Source organism: Streptomyces prunicolor, assembly GCF_045162825.1.
Taxonomy (GTDB): domain Bacteria; phylum Actinomycetota; class Actinomycetes; order Streptomycetales; family Streptomycetaceae; genus Streptomyces; species Streptomyces prunicolor.
In genome coordinates, this window is sequence record NZ_CP108676.1 from 4,260,734 (window position 1) to 4,277,791 (window position 17,058).

At 70.6% G+C, this 17,058-nt stretch carries 12 protein-coding genes and 1 pseudogene; 10 read left to right on the forward strand and 3 right to left on the reverse strand.

Features of this window, described 5'->3' with window-relative positions:
• Nucleotides 1-154: 154 nt before the first annotated feature.
• The 4 genes from OG588_RS19220 (at nt 155) to OG588_RS19235 (ending at nt 8,290) form a co-directional block, all read left to right on the forward strand.
• Complete coding sequence (locus tag OG588_RS19220; protein WP_405948371.1) at nt 155-2,416, forward strand: CDP-glycerol glycerophosphotransferase family protein; 2,262 nt, start codon at nt 155-157, stop codon at nt 2,414-2,416.
• A gap of 153 nt (nt 2,417-2,569) precedes the next feature.
• Entirely contained in the window at nt 2,570-4,762 is a 2,193-nt protein-coding gene (locus tag OG588_RS19225) for a CDP-glycerol glycerophosphotransferase family protein (protein WP_405948372.1), read from the forward strand.
• A gap of 7 nt (nt 4,763-4,769) precedes the next feature.
• Nucleotides 4,770-6,995: a CDP-glycerol glycerophosphotransferase family protein gene (locus tag OG588_RS19230; RefSeq protein ID WP_405948373.1), complete on the forward strand. Its 2,226-nt coding sequence runs from the start codon at nt 4,770-4,772 to the stop codon at nt 6,993-6,995.
• Nucleotides 6,992-8,290 (forward strand): hypothetical protein, encoded by a 1,299-nt coding sequence (locus OG588_RS19235; RefSeq protein ID WP_405948374.1) that lies wholly within the window; start codon nt 6,992-6,994, stop codon nt 8,288-8,290. Before OG588_RS19230 ends, OG588_RS19235 begins: the two co-directional genes overlap by 4 nt.
• A 93-nt stretch (nt 8,291-8,383) precedes the next feature.
• Here the strand turns inward: OG588_RS19235 and OG588_RS19240 are convergent, their stop codons facing one another.
• A complete protein-coding gene (locus tag OG588_RS19240) occupies nt 8,384-8,797 on the reverse strand; it encodes an organic hydroperoxide resistance protein (RefSeq protein WP_019056748.1) in 414 nt (137 codons plus the stop codon).
• Between the two features lie 131 nt (nt 8,798-8,928).
• Between OG588_RS19240 and OG588_RS19245 the strand changes: the two genes are divergently transcribed.
• The gene (locus tag OG588_RS19245; RefSeq protein WP_405948375.1) at nt 8,929-9,402 is read left to right on the forward strand and encodes a MarR family winged helix-turn-helix transcriptional regulator; all 474 of its coding nucleotides are present in this window, start codon (nt 8,929-8,931) and stop codon (nt 9,400-9,402) included.
• Here the strand turns inward: OG588_RS19245 and OG588_RS19250 are convergent.
• Entirely contained in the window at nt 9,362-11,437 is a 2,076-nt protein-coding gene (locus OG588_RS19250) for a glycosyltransferase family 39 protein (protein ID WP_405953161.1), read from the reverse strand. The two genes, OG588_RS19245 and OG588_RS19250, sit on opposite strands and share 41 nt — an antisense overlap.
• Before the next feature lie 167 nt (nt 11,438-11,604).
• Between OG588_RS19250 and OG588_RS19255 the strand changes: the two genes are divergently transcribed.
• The 3 genes and pseudogenes from OG588_RS19255 to OG588_RS19265 all read left to right on the forward strand — a co-directional run.
• The gene (locus OG588_RS19255; RefSeq protein ID WP_405948376.1) at nt 11,605-12,876 is read left to right on the forward strand and encodes a glycosyltransferase 87 family protein; all 1,272 of its coding nucleotides are present in this window, start codon (nt 11,605-11,607) and stop codon (nt 12,874-12,876) included.
• A 79-nt stretch (nt 12,877-12,955) separates the two neighbouring features.
• Nucleotides 12,956-13,936: a UDP-glucose 4-epimerase GalE gene (galE, locus tag OG588_RS19260; protein ID WP_405948377.1), complete on the forward strand. Its 981-nt coding sequence runs from the start codon at nt 12,956-12,958 to the stop codon at nt 13,934-13,936.
• A gap of 28 nt (nt 13,937-13,964) precedes the next feature.
• Nucleotides 13,965-14,204: pseudogene (locus OG588_RS19265) on the forward strand (ADP-ribosylglycohydrolase family protein); the annotation flags it as partial.
• A gap of 42 nt (nt 14,205-14,246) precedes the next feature.
• On the opposite strand, the gene OG588_RS19270 reads toward OG588_RS19265, so the two are convergent.
• On the reverse strand, nt 14,247-14,873 hold the full coding sequence (locus OG588_RS19270; RefSeq protein ID WP_266857566.1) for a TetR/AcrR family transcriptional regulator: 627 nt from the start codon (nt 14,871-14,873) through the stop codon (nt 14,247-14,249).
• Between the two features lie 313 nt (nt 14,874-15,186).
• Here OG588_RS19270 and OG588_RS19275 point away from each other — a divergent pair, with 313 nt between their 5' ends.
• Both OG588_RS19275 and OG588_RS19280 read left to right on the forward strand, forming a co-directional pair.
• Entirely contained in the window at nt 15,187-16,104 is a 918-nt protein-coding gene (locus tag OG588_RS19275) for an ABC transporter permease (protein WP_019056756.1), read from the forward strand.
• Entirely contained in the window at nt 16,097-16,966 is an 870-nt protein-coding gene (locus OG588_RS19280; RefSeq protein WP_366091159.1) for an ABC transporter ATP-binding protein, read from the forward strand. Before OG588_RS19275 ends, OG588_RS19280 begins: the two co-directional genes overlap by 8 nt.
• Nucleotides 16,967-17,058: the final 92 nt, after the last annotated feature.

A 17,058-nucleotide genomic window follows, 5' to 3' on the forward strand; every position in this document is an offset into this window, starting at 1 on the left:
CGTCGAACGGGGCACATTTCGGGAGGCGGGCCGTCATCGGCCCGCCTTTTCCCGTTCACCGGGGATCCCCCGTATGCCGTACCCGGCGTAACCAAGTCACTCCATCGGCCGTTGCCGGGCAGAACGCCCGCGCCGACCGACCCATGGATGTCCCTTGCCCAGGTTCAGTGTCATTGTCCCCGCGTACAAGGTGCAGGCGTACCTGCACGAATGCCTGGAATCGGTGCTCTCCCAGTCGTATCCCGATCTGGAGTTGATCGCGGTCGACGACTGCTCGCCGGACGCCTGCGGCGCGATCATCGACGAGTTCGCGGCCCGCGACGCCCGTGTGCGCGCCGTCCATCTCCCGGAGAACCAGGGCCTCGGCCGCGCCCGCAACGCCGGTCTGGAACAGGCGACCGGTGACTATCTCGTGTTCCTCGACAGCGACGACACGCTCACGCCCGACGCACTGCGTGCGATCGCCGACCGCCTGAAGGAGACCGGCGAGCCGGACGTCCTGGTCTTCGACTACGCGCGCACCTTCTGGTCGGGCGAGGCCCAACGCAACAAGGTCGCCGCCCAGTTGACCGAACAGGGCCCGGCGCCCTTCCGGCTGGAGGACCGCCCCGGGCTGCTGCGGGTCATCATGGTCGCCTGGAACAAGGCGTACCGACGGGAGTTCGTCGAGCGCGAGGGCTTCGCCTTCCCGCCCGGCTACTACGAGGACACCCCGTGGACCTACCCGGTCCTGATGACGGCGGAGACGATCGCGACCCTCGACCGGGTCTGCGTCCACTACCGCCAGCGCCGTCAGGGCAACATCCTCGGCACCACCAGCCGTTGCCACTTCGACGTCTTCGACCAGTACGACCGGGTCTTCGCGTTCGTCGACGCGCACCCCGAACTCGACCAGTGGCGGCCGGTGTTGTTCCGCCGCATGGTCGACCATCTCGCGACGGTGTTCACCAAGCCGGGCCGCCTCCCGCGCGGCACCCGCGCCGAGTTCCTGCGCAAGGCCCGCGCCCACTACCGCCGTTACCGCATCCCCGGCACCCCGGTCCCGGTGCGCACCCGGATGCGTCACACGCTCGTGCACTTCGGCGTCCACCGCACGTTCCGGACCCTGCAGGCGGCGATGAGCTGGCGGCGCAGCGCGGTCAAGCTCGCCGCGAAGGCGCTGCGCGCACTCAGGGCGGCGATCCTCCAACTCCACTACCGGGTCCAACTCCGGCTCCCGCTAAGGAATCGCGCGGTGTTCGCCGCCTACTGGGGACGCGGCCACAGCTGTAACCCGGGCGCGCTGGAGAGCGCGTTCCGCACCCACGCCCCGCACATCCGCACCGCGTGGATCGCCCGCCCCGAGCACCACCACACGATCCCGGCCGCGACGCGCCGACTGCGCCCCAACACCGCTGCCTACTGGACCGCGTTGGCCCGCTCCAAGTACCTGGTGAACAACGTCAACTTCGATCGCCGACTGGTCAAGCGCCCCGGCCAGGTCATGATCCAGACCCAACACGGCACCCCCCTCAAGCACATGGGCCTCGACCTCCAGGAACGCCCGGCGGCAGCACGGGACATGGACTTCGGCGAGCTCCTCAAGGGCGTCGACAAGTGGGACCACGTCCTGTCCCCCAACCGCCACACCACCCTGACCTGGGAGCGGGTCTACCCGGGCAGCTACACGACGCTCGCCTACGGCTACCCGCGCAACGACGTGTTCCAGCAGGCGACTTCGGCCGACGTGCACCGGCTGCGCGAGTCGCTCGGCATCCCGCAGGACGCGATCGCCCTCCTCTACGCCCCGACCCACCGCGACTACCGCCGCACCCAGCGCGCCCACCTCGACCTCGACCGCGTCCTGCGCCGCCTCGGCCCGCGCTTCGTCGTGCTGGCCCGCGCCCACTACTGGCACGAGGGCCCGCTTGCAGCCGCCGCGTCCGGCCGGATCATCGACGTCACCGACCACCCCAGCGTCGAGTCGCTCTGCCTCGCCTCGGACGCGCTGGTCACCGACTACTCGTCCCTGATGTTCGACTACGCCAACCTCGACCGCCCGATCGTCATCCACGCGGACGACTGGGAGGCCTACGAGGCGGCCCGCGGCACCTACTTCGACCTGCGCGCCTTCCCGCCGGGCGCGGTCGCGCGCAGCGAGGACGAACTGATCGACATCTTCGCGACCGACCACTGGCGCGGCTCCCGCTCGACCCAGCTGCGCACCGCGTTCCGCGAGCGCTTCTGCCCCTACGACGACGGCCGCGCAGCCGAACGGGTCGTACGCCACGTGGTGCTGGGCGAGACCGACCTCCCGCCGGTCGTCCCCCTCGCCGACCGCCACCCGGTCCCGTCGGCCGCCGCGAGCCACACCCGCTCCCCACTCGCCACCGTGCCGCAACCCGCGACGTCCCAGCCCCTCACCGACCGACTCTGAACGCCGTTCCCACACAGGGGAGTTCGCATGCCGTCAAGCCCCTCGCGACCCACACCGACCCGCCCGACCACCTGGCGCCCGACCGGACGCCCCGGGGTCTGCCGCGCGCACTGACCCGGAACCACCCCTCCGGCCCACTGGAGAAAGAACAGAATGCCCCGCTTCAGCATCATCGTCCCGTCCCACGGGGTCGCCGGCCGGCTCTCCCTGGCCCTGGACTCGGTCCTCGCGCAGTCCTACGGCGACTTCGAGCTGATCCCGGTCTGCGACGCCCCCGGCTCCCCGGCCGCCGACGTCGCCGACGCTCACGCCGGGCGGGACTCCCGGGTGGCCCCGGTCAACTCCCCACCCTCCGCCGGCCTGAGCGGGGCCCGCAACACCGGCCTGCGGGCGGCGACCGGCTCCTACGTCCTGTTCCTGGACGGCGACGACACCCTCGCCCCGGGCGCACTGGCCGCGCTGGACACCCGGCTGACAGGGACCGGTGACGTCGATGCCCTGTACTTCGAACACGAGCGCACCCCGTGGTGGGAGGGCGAGCCCACCAACCCGGCCGCCCCGCTGCTCGCGAAGACCCCGGCGGGCGCCTTCTCCCCCGCGCAGGCACCGCAGTTGACGGGCGTACAGCTCCCGGCGTGGAGCGCGGCCTACCGCCGCGCCTTCCTCACCGACCACCAACTCACCTTCCCCGAGGGCCGATTCACGGACCTGGGCTGGGGCGGCCGGGTCACCGTCGCCGCCGAGCGGGTGGCGGTGCTGCGCTCGGTGGTCGTACGGCATCTGCTGCGCAGGCAAGGCAGCCGGCTCAACCTGCCCGGCGAGCACCACCATCAGCTGCTCGACCAGGTGGAGTCGGTGCTCGGCGCGGCGGAGGGTCTGGCTCCCGAGCGGTCGCACGCGCTGTTCGAGCAGCTCTTCGCGGTGGTGCTGAAGACCGCCTCGCGGCCCGAGCGGCTCCCGTCCGGGCACCGCGCCTTCTTCCGCCGGGCCGGGCGGCTGTATCGGAGTCACCGGTCCGCCGATTTCCGTGCGCCGGGCGGGAGTCTGGGGGTGCAGCACCGGCTGCTGGCCTCGGGGGCGTACACGGCGTTCAAGGCGCTGCGCGGCGCCAACCGGAAGGCCTCGGGGGCGGCCGAGCGGGTCCCACGTCCCCGGATGCTCCGCACCCGGCTGCGGTACGCCCGTGCCCTGCGCCGTCGGCTCGACCCCAACTTGGCCGTGTACTGCGCCTATTGGGGACGCGGCTACGCGTGCAGCCCGGCCGCGATCCACGCCAAGGCGAGCCAACTCGCCCCGCACATCCGCTCGGTGTTCCTGGTGGAGCCGGACGCGGTGGACGCCGTACCGAAGGGTGTCGAGCACGCCGTCATCGGCAGCCGGAAGTACTGGGAGGTGCTGGCGCGGGCCAAGTACCTGGTGAACAACGCCAACTTCGCGGAGGGCGTCGTCAAGCGTCCCGGCAGCGTGCACGTCCAGACGCAGCACGGGACCCCGCTGAAGAAGATGGGCGTCGACCAGTCGACGTACCCGGTGGTGGCCGCCGCGACCGGCAGCTTCGCCAAGTTGCTCGGCCGGGTGGACCGTTGGGACTACAACATCTCCTCCAACCGGCACTCCACCCAGATGTGGGAGCGCGCCTTCCCCGGCTCGTACGAGGCGTTGGAGTACGGCTATCCGCGCAACGACGTCTACTACACGGCGACGGCAAAGGAAGTGGCGCGTGTGCGGCGGGAGTTGGGGGTCCCGGAGGGCAAGACGGCCGTCCTGTACGCGCCCACCCACCGCGACTACCAGACCGGCTTCGACACCGGGCTCGACCTGGAGGCCTTCTGCGCGGCGGCCGGCGATGACGTGGTCGTGCTGCTGCGCGCCCACTACTTCTACGACCAGGGACGGGCCAAGAGCAGCGGCCGGATCATCGACGTGACCGGGCACCGCTCCTCCGAGGACGTGTGCCTGGCCGCCGACGCGCTGGTCACGGACTACTCGTCGATCATGTTCGACTACGCCAACCTCGACCGGCCGATCGTCGTGTACGCCGACGACTGGGAGGTCTACCGGGAGACGCGGGGCGTCTACTTCGACCTCATGGAGGCGCCGCCAGGACCGGTCGCGCGGACACCGGAGGAGTTGGCGCAGGTGTTCCGCGACGGCTCGTACGCGGGGGCGGAGTCCAGCGCCCTGCGGGCCGAATTCCGGTCCCGTTTCTGCGAGTTCGACGACGGACTGGCCGCCGAGCGGGTCGTACGCCGGGTGCTGCTCGGCGAGCCGCCGGAGTCGATCCCGCCCGTGATCCCGCTCGCGGAGCGCGTCCCGGCCCCCGCCGCCACCCTCGTAAGGAGCTGAACCCGAAGTGCCCCGCTTCAGCGTCATCGTCCCCGTCTTCAAGGTGCAGGGCTTTCTGCGCGAGTGCCTCGACTCGGTTCTGGAGCAGTCGTACCAGGACATCGAGGTGATCGCCGTGAACGACTGCTCGCCGGACGGGTGCGGCGTGATCCTCGACGAGTACGCGGCCCGCGACCCGCGCGTCCAGGTGCTGCACCTGCCGGAGAACGTCGGCCTCGGCCGCGCCCGCAACGCCGGAATGCCCCTGGCCACCGGCGACTTCCTGTTCTTCCTCGACAGCGACGACACCCTCACGCCGGGTGCCCTGCGCGCGATGGCCGACCGGCTCGACGCGAGCGGCGACCCGGACGTGCTGGTCTTCGACTACGCGCGCACCTACTGGTGGGGCGGCACCCGGCGCAACGTCCTCGCGCACGTCCTCACCGAGGTCGACGACACCTTCACGGTCGCCGAACACCCCGAGATCCTCGACCTGTTGATGGTCGTGTGGAACAAGGTGTACCGCCGGGAGTTCGTGCACAAGCACGCCTTCGAGTTCCCGCCGGGCTACTACGAGGACACGCCCTGGACGTTCCCGGTGCTGCTCAGCGCCGAGCGGATCGCCACCCTCGACCGGATCTGCCTGAACTACCGGCAGCGGCGGCAGGGCAACATCCTGTCCACCACCAGCCGCAAGCACTTCGACATCCACGACCAGTACGAGCGGGTCTTCGCGTTCGTCGACTCCCGCCCGGAGCTGGCGAGTTGGCGCCCGTACCTGCACCGCAAGATGGCCGAGCACTGTCTCGACATCCTCGGCAAGCCGGACCGGCTGCCCCCGTCCGACAGGGCCGAGTTCTTCCGCCGTACGGCCGAGCTGTTCGCCAAGCACAAGCCGGCGGGCGGCGCGAAGGCGGACGCCGAAGTCCGCGCTCTGGAAGGCAGTTACGCGCTGTACCGGGTCCGGCGACAGGCGGGGCGGGGCGGTCGACAGCTCCAACGCCGGGCGCTGCAGGCCCGTAAGTCGGCGGCCGGACGCGTCAAGGGCGGTTTGTCAGCGCTGCACGCTCGCCGCTCCCTCGACCCCAACCTCGTTGTGTACTCGGCCCTTTCGCACCGCGGTGTCCTCGGCGACCCGGCCGCCGTCTACTACAAGGCGAAGGAGATCGCCCCGCACCTTCGAGGCGTGTGGGTCGTACAGGACGCGGAACAGGCCGCGTTGTTGCCGCCGGACGTCGAGCACGTCCTCCTCAACACCCTGCGGTACCGCCAACTCACCGCCCGCGCCAAGTACTTCGTCAACAACGTCAACTGGCCCGGCACCCTCGCCAAGCGCCCCGGCAGCGTCCACATCCACACCCACCAGGGCACCCCGCTCAAGTACATGGCGGCCGACCTGCTGGACAAACCCGGCGCCCGCTACGGCGTCGACGTACCGCAGATGCTGCGCCGCGCCGACCGCTGGGACCACAGCCTGGTCGCCAACCGGCACTCCGAGCTGGTGTGGGAGCGGGCGTATCCGTGCCACTTCGCCTCGGCGCGGACGGGGAGCCCGCGCAATGACGTTCTGGTCGGAGCAACACCGGGGGCGGGGGCGGCAGTTCGGGAGCGGCTCGGCATCCCCGCCGGGCACACCGTCGTGCTGTATGCGCCGACCCGGCGTGAGTATGTCCGGGGCGGGCACGTCGACCGGCTCGACCTGGCCCGGTTCGCCGAGGATCTCGGTCCGGAGCACACCCTGGTCGTACGGCTGCACCCGTCCCTCGCGACCGGACCCGCGCGCGGCATGGGCCTCGCGGACCTGCACCGGCGCGGAGTCCTGGTCGACGCGACCGACGAACCCTCCGTGGAGGACGTCATGTTGGCGTCCGACGCGCTCGTCACCGACTACTCGGCCCTGATGTTCGACTACGCCAACCTCGACCGGCCGATCGTGCTGCACGCCGACGACCGGGAGGCGTACGCGGCCAGCCGGGGCACCTACTTCGACGTCACCGCCGCGCCACCGGGTCATGTGTCCGGCTCCTACCGGGAGTTGGCGTGGGTGTTCGCGTCGGGTGCCTGGCGGGACGAGGACTCGACGCGGCTGCGGGGTGAATTCCGGGCGCGGTACTGCGAGTTCGACGACGGGAGGGCCGCGGAGAGGGTCGTACGGACGCTGCTTCTGGGTGACGAGGGCTGGCTGCCGCAGACCGAGTCCGGGGCGCGGGTCCCCTCTCCTGCCGCCGGTCACGACCAGTTGGCGTCCTCATGAGGCCGCGTACCTGGGTGCTGGTGCTGGCCGCGGTGTTCGCGGTGCTCCAACTCGCCAATGTCACCGGACGGGCGACACCCGACACGAAGAACTACCTGTCGTACGCGATGAGTCTGCGCGGGGCGAGCGAGCGGGAGGCGGCGGCCGTCGCCATCGACTACAGCTGCGCGAGCCAGGGGGCGAACGCGCGGCGCGACCAGAGCGTGAACCCGCTGAACTTCCACGGCAAGGACCCCGCCGCGCGGGTCGCGAAGAAGTGCCGGGACGCGGAGTGGCGGGGGGTGAACGCACGGCTGCGGGCCGGGCAGACGGGCGGGTTCATCACGCCGTTCACGTCGGAACGGTTCATGCGGATCTTCGAAGTGCGGCCCGGATACCCGGTGTTCCTGGTGCCGTTCGTGACGCTGCTCGGGCCGGTCTGGGGGATGTGGTCGGCGAGTGTCGTCCTCACGGTCGCGGGCGGGATCCTCGTCTTCCTGATTCTGCGCACCTTGTCCGTGTCGGTGCCGCTCGCGCTGACCGGGCAGGCGCTGTACTACGTGCTTCCGTGCGGGACGACCTCGATGCGGCCGATGACCGAGGGGCTGATGACGGCTCTGACGCTGGCGGCGCTGTGGGGCTGCGGGCTGGTGCTGAAGGGGCAACGTTCGCGTGTCGGGCTCGCGTTGGTGGGTGGTTCGTTGGTGCTTCTCTTCACCGTCAAGCACTCGCAGTCCCTGTTCCTCGGGCTGTGCCTGGCCGGTGCGGGTGCGGTGGTCGCCGTAGGGCGAAAGCGGCGTGGGCGGGCTCTGGGGCGGGCGTTGGTGGCGATTGCCGTGTTGGGCGCAACTGCCGCGCTGGGCACGCTGGTTCTGGCGAGTGCGCTGCATTACCCGTCGCAGACCGACAGCCTTCAGGACCTGCTGACCGATCACTACGCCCGGCCCGACCGCACGCGGCTGTGGCCCGAATTCCTGCACCTGGAAGCGAACTTCTGGGTGGAGTGGACGCGGCAGCAGTTGTGGCAGCCGATGCTTGCGGCTGCGCTGGGCGCGGGGGTGTGGGGTGCGGTGCGGCGGCCGGCGTTCGGGGTGTTCCTGGTCGGGACCGCGTTCACAGGGGTTCTCACGCAGGCCGCGCATCCCGATGTCAGCGTGTGGGGTGGGCGGTTGATCGTGCTGGTGTGGTTGTTGCCGGTGGTGGGGGTGCCGTTGTTGCTGGAGAGTGTGGTGCGGGGGAAGGCTGTTGTGGGCGCGGCTGCGCCGACTCCGGTTCCGGGGCAGGGAGTTGGGGAGCACGCTCACTCGGTGCGGTGAGGTGAGATGCGGTGTGGTGCGGTACGACGAGGTGGCCGGCGGCGTGTATGCCGCCGGCCACCTTTGTGCCGGGTCAGGGGAGTGTCGTAGTGACTACTCGATGACGAGGTCGACCTCGATGTTGCCGCGGGTCGCGTTCGAGTAGGGGCAGACCTGGTGGGCGGTCTCGACCAGCTTGCGGCCGGTCGCCTCGTCCACGGTGTCGGGGAGCTCGACGCGGAGGGTCACCTTGAGGCCGAAGCCCTCGCCCTGCTTGCCGATGCCGACCTCGGCGGTCACGGCCGCGTCGGTGACGTCGACCTTCGCCTGCCGGCCGACGAGGCCGAGGGCGCTGCCGAAACAGGCGGCGTAACCGGCGGCGAACAGCTGCTCAGGGTTGGTGCCCTGGCCGTTGCCGCCCATCTCGACCGGAATGCCGAGCTGAAGGTCGATCTTGCCGTCGTTGCTGACCGCGCGGCCGTCACGGCCGTGGGTGGCGGTGGCTACGGCGGTGTAGATCGCGTCCATTGGAAACCATCCCTCTCGGAAGTCTTGGTGGGGGTGACCGGTCCGGGTGTCCGGGCCGCCTCACGACGACAAGTAGAGCACACAATTCAATTGCCCACAACTAAATGGCCCGCTAGCGCTATCCTGGAGGCATGACCACCACTCCCGCCGCCTCCCCCAGCACCGACTGGCTCCGCCTCGACCAGCAGATCTGCTTCTCCCTGAACGCCGCGTCGCGCGCGTTCGGCGGTGTGTACCGCGTGATCCTCAAGGATCTCGGGCTTACGTATCCGCAGTACCTGGTGATGCTGGTGCTGTGGGAGCACGGCGAACTGCCGGTCAAGAAGCTCGGCGAACACCTGCGGCTCGACTCCGGCACGCTGTCCCCGCTGCTCAAGCGGCTGGAGACGGCGGGGCTGGTACGGCGTGAGCGCAGCGTCCGTGACGAGCGGTCGGTGGAGGTACGGCTGACCGACGAGGGGGTCGCGCTGCGGGAGCGTGCGGTTGAGGTGCCTCGGCGCATCCTTGGGGCTACCGGGTTCGACCTCGATGAGATCCGGGCGTTGCGGGAGCGGCTTGACCAGCTCACGGGGGCGTTGGATTCGGCGACGTTGGATGAGTCGTAGGCGCGGACACCGGCTGCGTTGACCGCGTCGACTGTGGGGGCATCCGGCGGATGTAGAGGGCCAGTTTCACTCGCCCTCGTACGTACTGCTGTCTTCGCGCGAACTCCCCGTCCACGACGTCGAGTTTGACCCGGTCGGTCGGGTCGCCGGGCACCCAGCGCGAGGGGAGCAGATTCGACTGCGCGACGATCCAGACCCGGTCCACCCCGGCGAGCCGCGCCCGCAACGCCCCCGGCCCCACCTCACGCCCACCGAGCGTCCCGGACCTCGCCCCCGACTCCCCCAACGCCAGATCCCGGGCCCCGACGAACGGCCCCGGATACGCCAGCGCCGTCACCCGCCAGAACGACGGCAGGAACAACACCGGGTCGCCGGGCCGGAGTTCACGCCCGGCGAGTGCGGAGACGGCGGCGAGATTCTCGGGGCGGTGGGCGGCGGAGCGGTCATTCCGGTAGGCAGGAAGGCCGTGGAGGAAGGGGGCGGTTGCGGCTAGGACGCCGGCGAGCGTGATGAGGTTGGCGCGGGTGGCGAGGGTGGCAATGGGGATGCGGTGGGCGAGGAGGGTGCGGCGGAGTGGGCGGCGGTCGGTCGGGGGGCGTCGGGTGTCGGGCCTCAGGAGGGCCGTACGGTCAACTCCGGTGAGAGATGGGCAGCTTGTGGTTGCGGCTGCGGCTCGTGCCCCGCCTCCAGCTCCGGCTTCGCCTGCGCTTCCGGCTCTGTCTCGTACGTCGGCTCCGGCCCCGGCTAGGGCTTCGGCTAGGGCTTCGACTGCGGCACCGTCCCGGGCGTCGGCTTGGGCTTCGACTGCGGCACCGTCCCGGGCGTCGGCTTGGGCTTCGACTGCGGCACCGTCCCGGGCGTCGGCTTGGGCTCCGACTCCAGCTCCGACCCCAGCCCCGGCTGCGGATCGGCCCCCGCCTCCAGCTCCGGCTTCGCCTGCGCTTCCGGCTCTGCCTCGGACGTCGGCTCCGGCTCCCGCTCTACGGTCGCCTCCCAGCCGGTGACCACCCCCGCTCGCCGCACCCACCAGCTCGCGGGGACTCCCGGACTCAGCCACCACCCGCTCGACCTCCGCGCACCGACCGTCAGGCACACCCCGCCCCTCCAACCACAGCCGCCTCACCGCCCCCACCACCCGGTCCGCCCCCGCCGCCACCAACAGCGGCGCCCCCGCCAGCGCGTACAGCACATACCGCTCGTGGAACAAGGGCCGGAATTGAGACACCGTCAGCAGGAGCACCGGCGGGACCAGGAGCAAGGGGAGGGCGACCGACGTGAGCCGTCCGGAGCCGAGGCCGAGGAGGATCAGGAGGAGCGAGGTCCAGAAGACGATGCCGGTCGGGGTGACGGCGAGGAAGTCGCGGGCGAGGCGTTCCGTCGTGTCCCAGTCGGGCACGCGCAGCCACGCCACCTGTCCCGACTGCCGTTGGGACACCCAGGCCAGCGGCAACAGGGCGCCCACCGCGACACCCACCGCGCATCCCCAGCCGAGCCACACCGTTCTGCGCGCCCGCGTCGCCGCCAGCGTGATCGCGTGCGCGAAAAGCACCAGGACCGCGAACTCGTGCAGCAGAAAGGTCACAGCGAGGACAGCGCCGTACGGCCACCACGACCGGCCGGGTCGTTCCTCCAGTGCCCGCACCAGGAGCAGCGTCGCCCCGGCCACGCCCGCCGCGACGAGGGCGTAGGAACGGCCCTCCTGGGCGTAGTGGCCGGTCAGCGGGGTGATCGCCCAGAGGAGGCCGGCCCAGAGGCCGACGCGGGGGCGGGCCAGGCGGACGCCGAGGGCCGCGACGAGGCCTGCCGTGGCCGCCGCGCCGCACACGGAGGGCAGGCGGAGGGCGACCTCGCCGGGGTGGACGGTGAGAACGGCGTGCATGAGGAGGTAGTAGAGGCCGTGCACCGCGTCGACGCCGTGCAGCAGGTGCCAGATCTGTGGCACCGTGCGCCGCCCGACCAGGAACGTGACGCCCTCGTCGCCCCACATCCCGCCCCGGTCGAGTCCCCACAGCCCCAGCGCGAGCATCACGGCCATCGGCACGACCACGGCGACGACCCCCGCACGCGTCCGTCGCCCGTGCCTGTACTCACCCTCACCTTGGCTGTCCACCTGGCTGATTTTGTACCGTTAGCAAGCTCTTACCGACGATTGACGGTGTATTAGCATTCCTGCGGCATTCGCCCGGCTTACGATCCGCCGTGATGAACGCCGCCCGTAGACCCCGCCTCCTCGCCCTCACCCTCGCCTGGCTCGCCACCCGCGCGGGGATGCTCCTACTCCTCGCGTACAACGGCCTCCCCCTGCTCGGCCATGGCGGGGTCGCACGGGAGGTGTGGCGCCTGTACCACCACTGGTACGGCGTGCTCTCCCACGGCGCGTTCCCGGCGCACGACCCCTTGTGGCAGTACCCGCCGGGCGCCGGGCCCGTGCTCCTGTCCCCCGCGCTGCTGCCGGACCTGACCTACTTCCAGGCGTTCGTCGTCCTCACCCTCGCGACCGACGCGCTGATCACCGTGACCCTGGCCCGCGCGGGCACCCGTCCCGGCCACAGCCTGCGCGGCGCCGCGTACTGGATCGCCTGTCTTCCGCTCCTCCTGCACATGCCCCTCGTCCGCTACGACGTGCAGGTCACGGCGTTCGCCGTCATCTCCCTGTTGACGTTGTCGCGCTCCACGCGCGTGTGCGGCGCGTTCGCGGCGCTGGGCGCGCTGGTGAAGGTGTGGCCGGCGCTGGTGCTGCTGGGGATGCCGAGGGGGCGGACGACGCGGTCGGTGTGGTCGTGGGCGGTGGGGACGGGAGCCTTGTCGCTCATGTCTCTCGTGGTCTTGTTCAACAATCCTTTCGCCTTCTTGCGCCAACAGGGCGGCCGGGGCGTACAGATCGAGTCACTCGGCGGTACCGCCCTTGGCCTGGCCACCCACGTCGGCTGGCCGGGACAGGTGCACTACCGGTACGGCGCGATGGAGTTCACGGGGCCGTACGTCTCCGCCGTCGCCGACGCCTCCCTCGCGCTCACGGCGGTCGCCTTCGGGCTCCTGCTGCTGTGGCGGATCCGGGCCCGCCGCTGGACCGACGCGACGCCGTACGACGCCGCGCTGAGCGCCGTCCTGCTGTTCACGGTGACCAGCCGGGTGATCAGCCCCCAGTACATGATCTGGCTGCTCGGCCTGGCCGCCGTCTGTCTGACCTCGCGGCACACCACACAGCGCGCGGTGGCCGCGCTGATCGTGGCGGCGACCGCGGTCAGCACCGTCGAGTTCCCCATCCTGTACGGCGACGTCATCCACTCCACGTGGACGGGCTGCGCCCTGATGGTCGTACGCAATGGTCTGCTGGCCGCCGCGGCCGTCCTCTCGTTCGTCCGCCTGTGGCGGTCGTCGAGGCCGCTCCCGGCGACTGCACGCGCGCGCGTGCAGTCCCCCGGCCCCTACGGGGAGTCCCAGCAGTTGACCTCGGCCCACTCCGGCGCCTGATTGACTGAACGCCGGAACGCGTGGGGGACGCACCGCACGCGGGTCGAACGACACCCAGTGACGGAGGGGACGGCCGCACATGACCTGGCTGATCACCGGCGGCGCCGGCTACATCGGAGCGCACGTCGTGAGGGCGATGACCGAGGCGGGCGAACAGGCGGTCGTCTACGACGACCTCTCCACCGGCATCGCCGAGCGCGTGCCCGAGGGCGTCCCCCTGGTGGTGGGTTCGACCCTGGACGCGGAACGGGTGGCCCGCACCCTCGCCGACCAGGAGGTCACCGGAGTCGTCCATCTGGCGGGGAAGAAGCAGGTCGGCGAGTCGGTGGACCTGCCGTTGCACTACTACAGGGAGAACGTCGAGGGCCTGCGCGTCCTCCTGGAGGCGGTCACCACGGCCGGCGTCCCGTCCTTCGTGTTCTCGTCCTCGGCGGCCGTCTACGGCATGCCGGACGTGGAGCTGGTGACCGAGGAGACGCCCTGCGTGCCCATGTCGCCGTACGGCGAGACCAAGCTGGCGGGTGAGTGGCTGGTCCGCGCGACGGGCAAGGCGACCGGCCTGTCCACGGCCTCTCTGCGCTACTTCAACGTGGCCGGCGCCGGCGCCCCCGAACTCGCCGACGTGGGCGTCTTCAACATCGTCCCCATGGTCTTCGAGAAGCTCACCGAGAACGCGCCCCCGCGCATCTTCGGCGACGACTACGCCACCCCGGACGGCACCTGCGTCCGCGACTACATCCACGTCGTGGACCTGGCCGAGGCGCACGTCGCCGCCGCCCGCGCCCTCCAGGCCTCCCCCGGGCGCGCCCTCACCCTCAACATCGGCCGCGGGGAAGGCGTTTCGGTCCGCGAGATGATCGACCGCATCAACTCGGTCACCGGCTACGACCGCCCCCCGACCGTCCACCCGCGCCGCGCCGGCGACCCGGCCCGTGTCGTCGCCTCCGCCGACCGCATCACCACCGAACTGGGCTGGAAGGCCAAGCACGACGTCGAGGACATGATCGCGTCGGCGTGGGAGGGGTGGGTGCGGTTGCATCCGGGGGCCGCGCGGTCTTGATGAGCGTGATCCGGTGACCTCCGACCTGATGAACTCCGGCCCTGTGGACGGCTGTTCCCGATCTGAACGCGCCCTGGGCGCCGTCCTCGGCTCCGCCGTCGGCGACGCTCTCGGCGCGCCCTTCGAGTTCGGTCCCGAAGGCGCCTTCTCCGCCCGGTTTCCGGTGCCCGGCCAGGGCGGCGAGATGTGCGGGGGCGGCGGCTGGGACCCGGGTGAGGCGACCGACGACACGCAGATGGCCGTACTCGTCGCGGAGTCGCTGAGAGAGGGGGCGTCGGCGAGTTAGGAGTACAGCGGGTACGGCGGCGCCCTACAGCGCCTTGAGCCCCTCCGTCGTCGCCCGGGCCAGCGCTCCCAGGTACCCCTTCGGCAGCTTCGGGCTGCGGATTACCACGGCACGCCAGTACAGGGGGCCGGAGATCAGGTCCAGGGCCAGGTCCTCGTCCATGCCGGGGCGGATCTCGCCACGCCGTTCCGCCGCCGCGAGGATCTTGCTGGCCACGCCCTCCTGGCCCTCGCGCAACGCCTTCTGCATGGCGTCGGCGATCTCGGGGTTGCGGGCCGCCTCGGCCTGGAGGTCCGGGATGATCTGCGAGGCGACGGGGTGACGCAGCGCCCGTGACGTCACCTCGTACAGCATCCGCAGGTCACCCTCCAGCGAACCGGTGTCCGGCGTCGGCAGCCCCATCACCGCGATCGCCGACACGACGTCGAGCACCAGGTGCAGCTTCGAACGCCAGCGGCGGTACACCGCCGTCTTGCCGACACCCGCGCGACGTGCGATCCCCTCGATCGACATCCGGGCATATCCGACCGCCGCCAACTCCTCGAAGACCGCCGCCCGAATGGCCTCGGTCACATCCTCGCGGAGTACGGCCGCCCCGGCGGGGGCGCGGCGGCGCTGACGTGTCTGGGGCTCGTCGGCGTTCGTCGTCATAGCCCAAGCATAGGGGCGTTGCGACGAAACGGTTGCGTTCCGACGCGGCGTGCGCGTGGTGCGTCACGACGAAACGGGCTCGTCGGGACGGAACCGGCCCGTCCCGACGCAAACCCCACGACCCTAACGACCCCTCACATCCGTCACGACGAAACGGTTGCGTTCCGACGCCGAATCGGCCTACGCTCACGTTGCGACGATACGGTCCCGTCCCGACGTAAGAGAACGTAAAGAGAAGCGTAAGGAAACGCCGGACGACGGGACACGGCAGCCGGACGCATGCACCCCCTCCCCCCGAGCGAAAGCAGCGGATGTGAGCCAGGTCCTCGACACACCGCCCCCTTCGCCGGCTCCGGCCGACGAAGACGACCTCGCGGCGCTCGCCGCCCGCCACGGCCTCACAGTCAGTGGTGCCCGCCCCTCCCTGCCCGAGTACGTACGGCAGTTGTGGGAGCGGCGCCACTTCATCACCGCGTTCGCCACCGCCAAGCTGACCGCGCAGTACAGCCAGGCGAAGCTGGGCCAGGTCTGGCAGGTGATGACGCCGCTGTTGAACGCGGCGGTGTACTACTTCATCTTCGGCATCCTGCTGGGCACCAAGCGCGGCGTGCCGGACTACATCCCGTTCCTGGTGACGGGCGTGTTCATCTGGACGTTCACGCAGAGCTCGATCATGGCGGGCACCCGGGCGATCTCGGGCAACCTCGGCCTGGTCCGGGCCCTGCACTTCCCCCGGGCCGCGCTGCCGATCTCGTTCGCGCTCCAGCAGCTCCAGCAGCTGCTGTTCTCGATGGCCGCCCTGGTCGTGATCCTGCTCTGCTTCGGCGTGCCGATCAGCTTCTCCTGGCTGATGGCGGTCCCGGTGCTGATCCTGCAGTTCACGTTCAACGCGGGCGTCTCGATGATCATGGCCCGGATGGGCGCGAAGACGCCGGACATCGCGCAGCTGATGCCGTTCGTGCTGCGCACCTGGATGTACGTCTCCGGCGTCATGTGGAGCATCGACAAGCTGACCAGCAAGGACCACCTGCCGCACATCGTGACGCTCGCCCTGGAGACCAACCCGGCGGCCGTCTACATCGACCTGATGCGCTACTCGCTGATCGACAGCTTCCACTCCAGCCAGCTCCCCCCGCACGTGTGGCCGGCCGCGTTGGGCTGGGCGCTGATCGCCGGAGTCGGCGGCTTCATCTACTTCTGGAAGGCTGAGGAGACGTACGGCCGTGGCTGAGCAGACCATCGAGTACCACACCGAGCGGACCCGCGTGGCCGCCGACAGCACGATCCCCACTGTCGTCTGCGACGGCGTCGACATCGTCTACCGGGTCAACGGAACCGGCGCCGGACGCGGCTCCGCGACCGCCGCCCTCAACCGCATGATGCGCCGCGAGAAGGCCGAGAAGGCGGCGGGTGTCCGCAAGGTCCACGCCGTAAAGAAGGTGTCGTTCGTCGCCTACAAGGGCGAGGCGATCGGGCTGATCGGCACCAACGGTTCCGGTAAGTCCACCCTCCTCAAGGCGGTCGCGGGCCTGCTCCCGGTCGAGAACGGCCGTATCTACACCCACGGCCAGCCCTCCCTCCTCGGCGTCAACGCGGCCTTGATGGGCGACCTGACCGGCGAGCGCAACGTCTACCTCGGCGGCCTGGCCATGGGCATGTCCCGGGAACAGGTCAGGGAGCGCTACCAGGGCATCGTCGACTTCTCCGGGATCAACGAGAAGGGCGACTTCATCACGCTGCCGATGCGCACGTACTCCTCCGGCATGGGCGCCCGGCTGCGGTTCTCCATCGCCGCCGCCAAGGACCACGACGTCCTGCTGATCGACGAGGCGCTGGCGACGGGCGACCGGTCGTTCCAGCGGCGTTCGGAGGAGCGGATCCGCGAGCTGCGCCAGCACGCGGGCACGGTGTTCCTCGTCAGCCACAACAACAAGTCGATCCGCGACACCTGCGACCGCGTGCTGTGGCTGGAGCGCGGTGAACTGCGGATGGACGGGCCGACGGAGGACGTCCTGGAGGCGTACGAGGCCTTCACGGGCGGCGCCGACAAGCCCAAGGAACCGGCCCCTGCTCCCGCGGGCAAGGTCGCCTAGAGTCTCTCGTCCTGATTGCCCCTGAGGCACTCCATGAAAAGGGCGCCCCGAGCCATTGCGGCCCGGGGCGCCCTCGTCGTCGTAGCGACTAC

Bases quoted from the DNA above. Each gene is read 5' to 3' on its own strand.
- OG588_RS19225 (WP_405948372.1), top strand. From the start codon at position 2,570: ATGCCCCGCTTCAGCATCATCGTCCCGTCCCACGGGGTCGCCGGCCGG.
- OG588_RS19235 (WP_405948374.1), top strand. From the start codon at position 6,992: ATGAGGCCGCGTACCTGGGTGCTGGTGCTGGCCGCGGTGTTCGCGGTG.
- OG588_RS19240 (WP_019056748.1), bottom strand. From the start codon at position 8,797: ATGGACGCGATCTACACCGCCGTAGCCACCGCCACCCACGGCCGTGAC.
- OG588_RS19245 (WP_405948375.1), top strand. From the start codon at position 8,929: ATGACCACCACTCCCGCCGCCTCCCCCAGCACCGACTGGCTCCGCCTC.
- OG588_RS19250 (WP_405953161.1), bottom strand. From the start codon at position 11,437: ATGGCCGTGATGCTCGCGCTGGGGCTGTGGGGACTCGACCGGGGCGGG.
- OG588_RS19255 (WP_405948376.1), top strand. From the start codon at position 11,605: ATGAACGCCGCCCGTAGACCCCGCCTCCTCGCCCTCACCCTCGCCTGG.
- galE (WP_405948377.1), top strand. From the start codon at position 12,956: ATGACCTGGCTGATCACCGGCGGCGCCGGCTACATCGGAGCGCACGTC.
- OG588_RS19270 (WP_266857566.1), bottom strand. From the start codon at position 14,873: ATGACGACGAACGCCGACGAGCCCCAGACACGTCAGCGCCGCCGCGCC.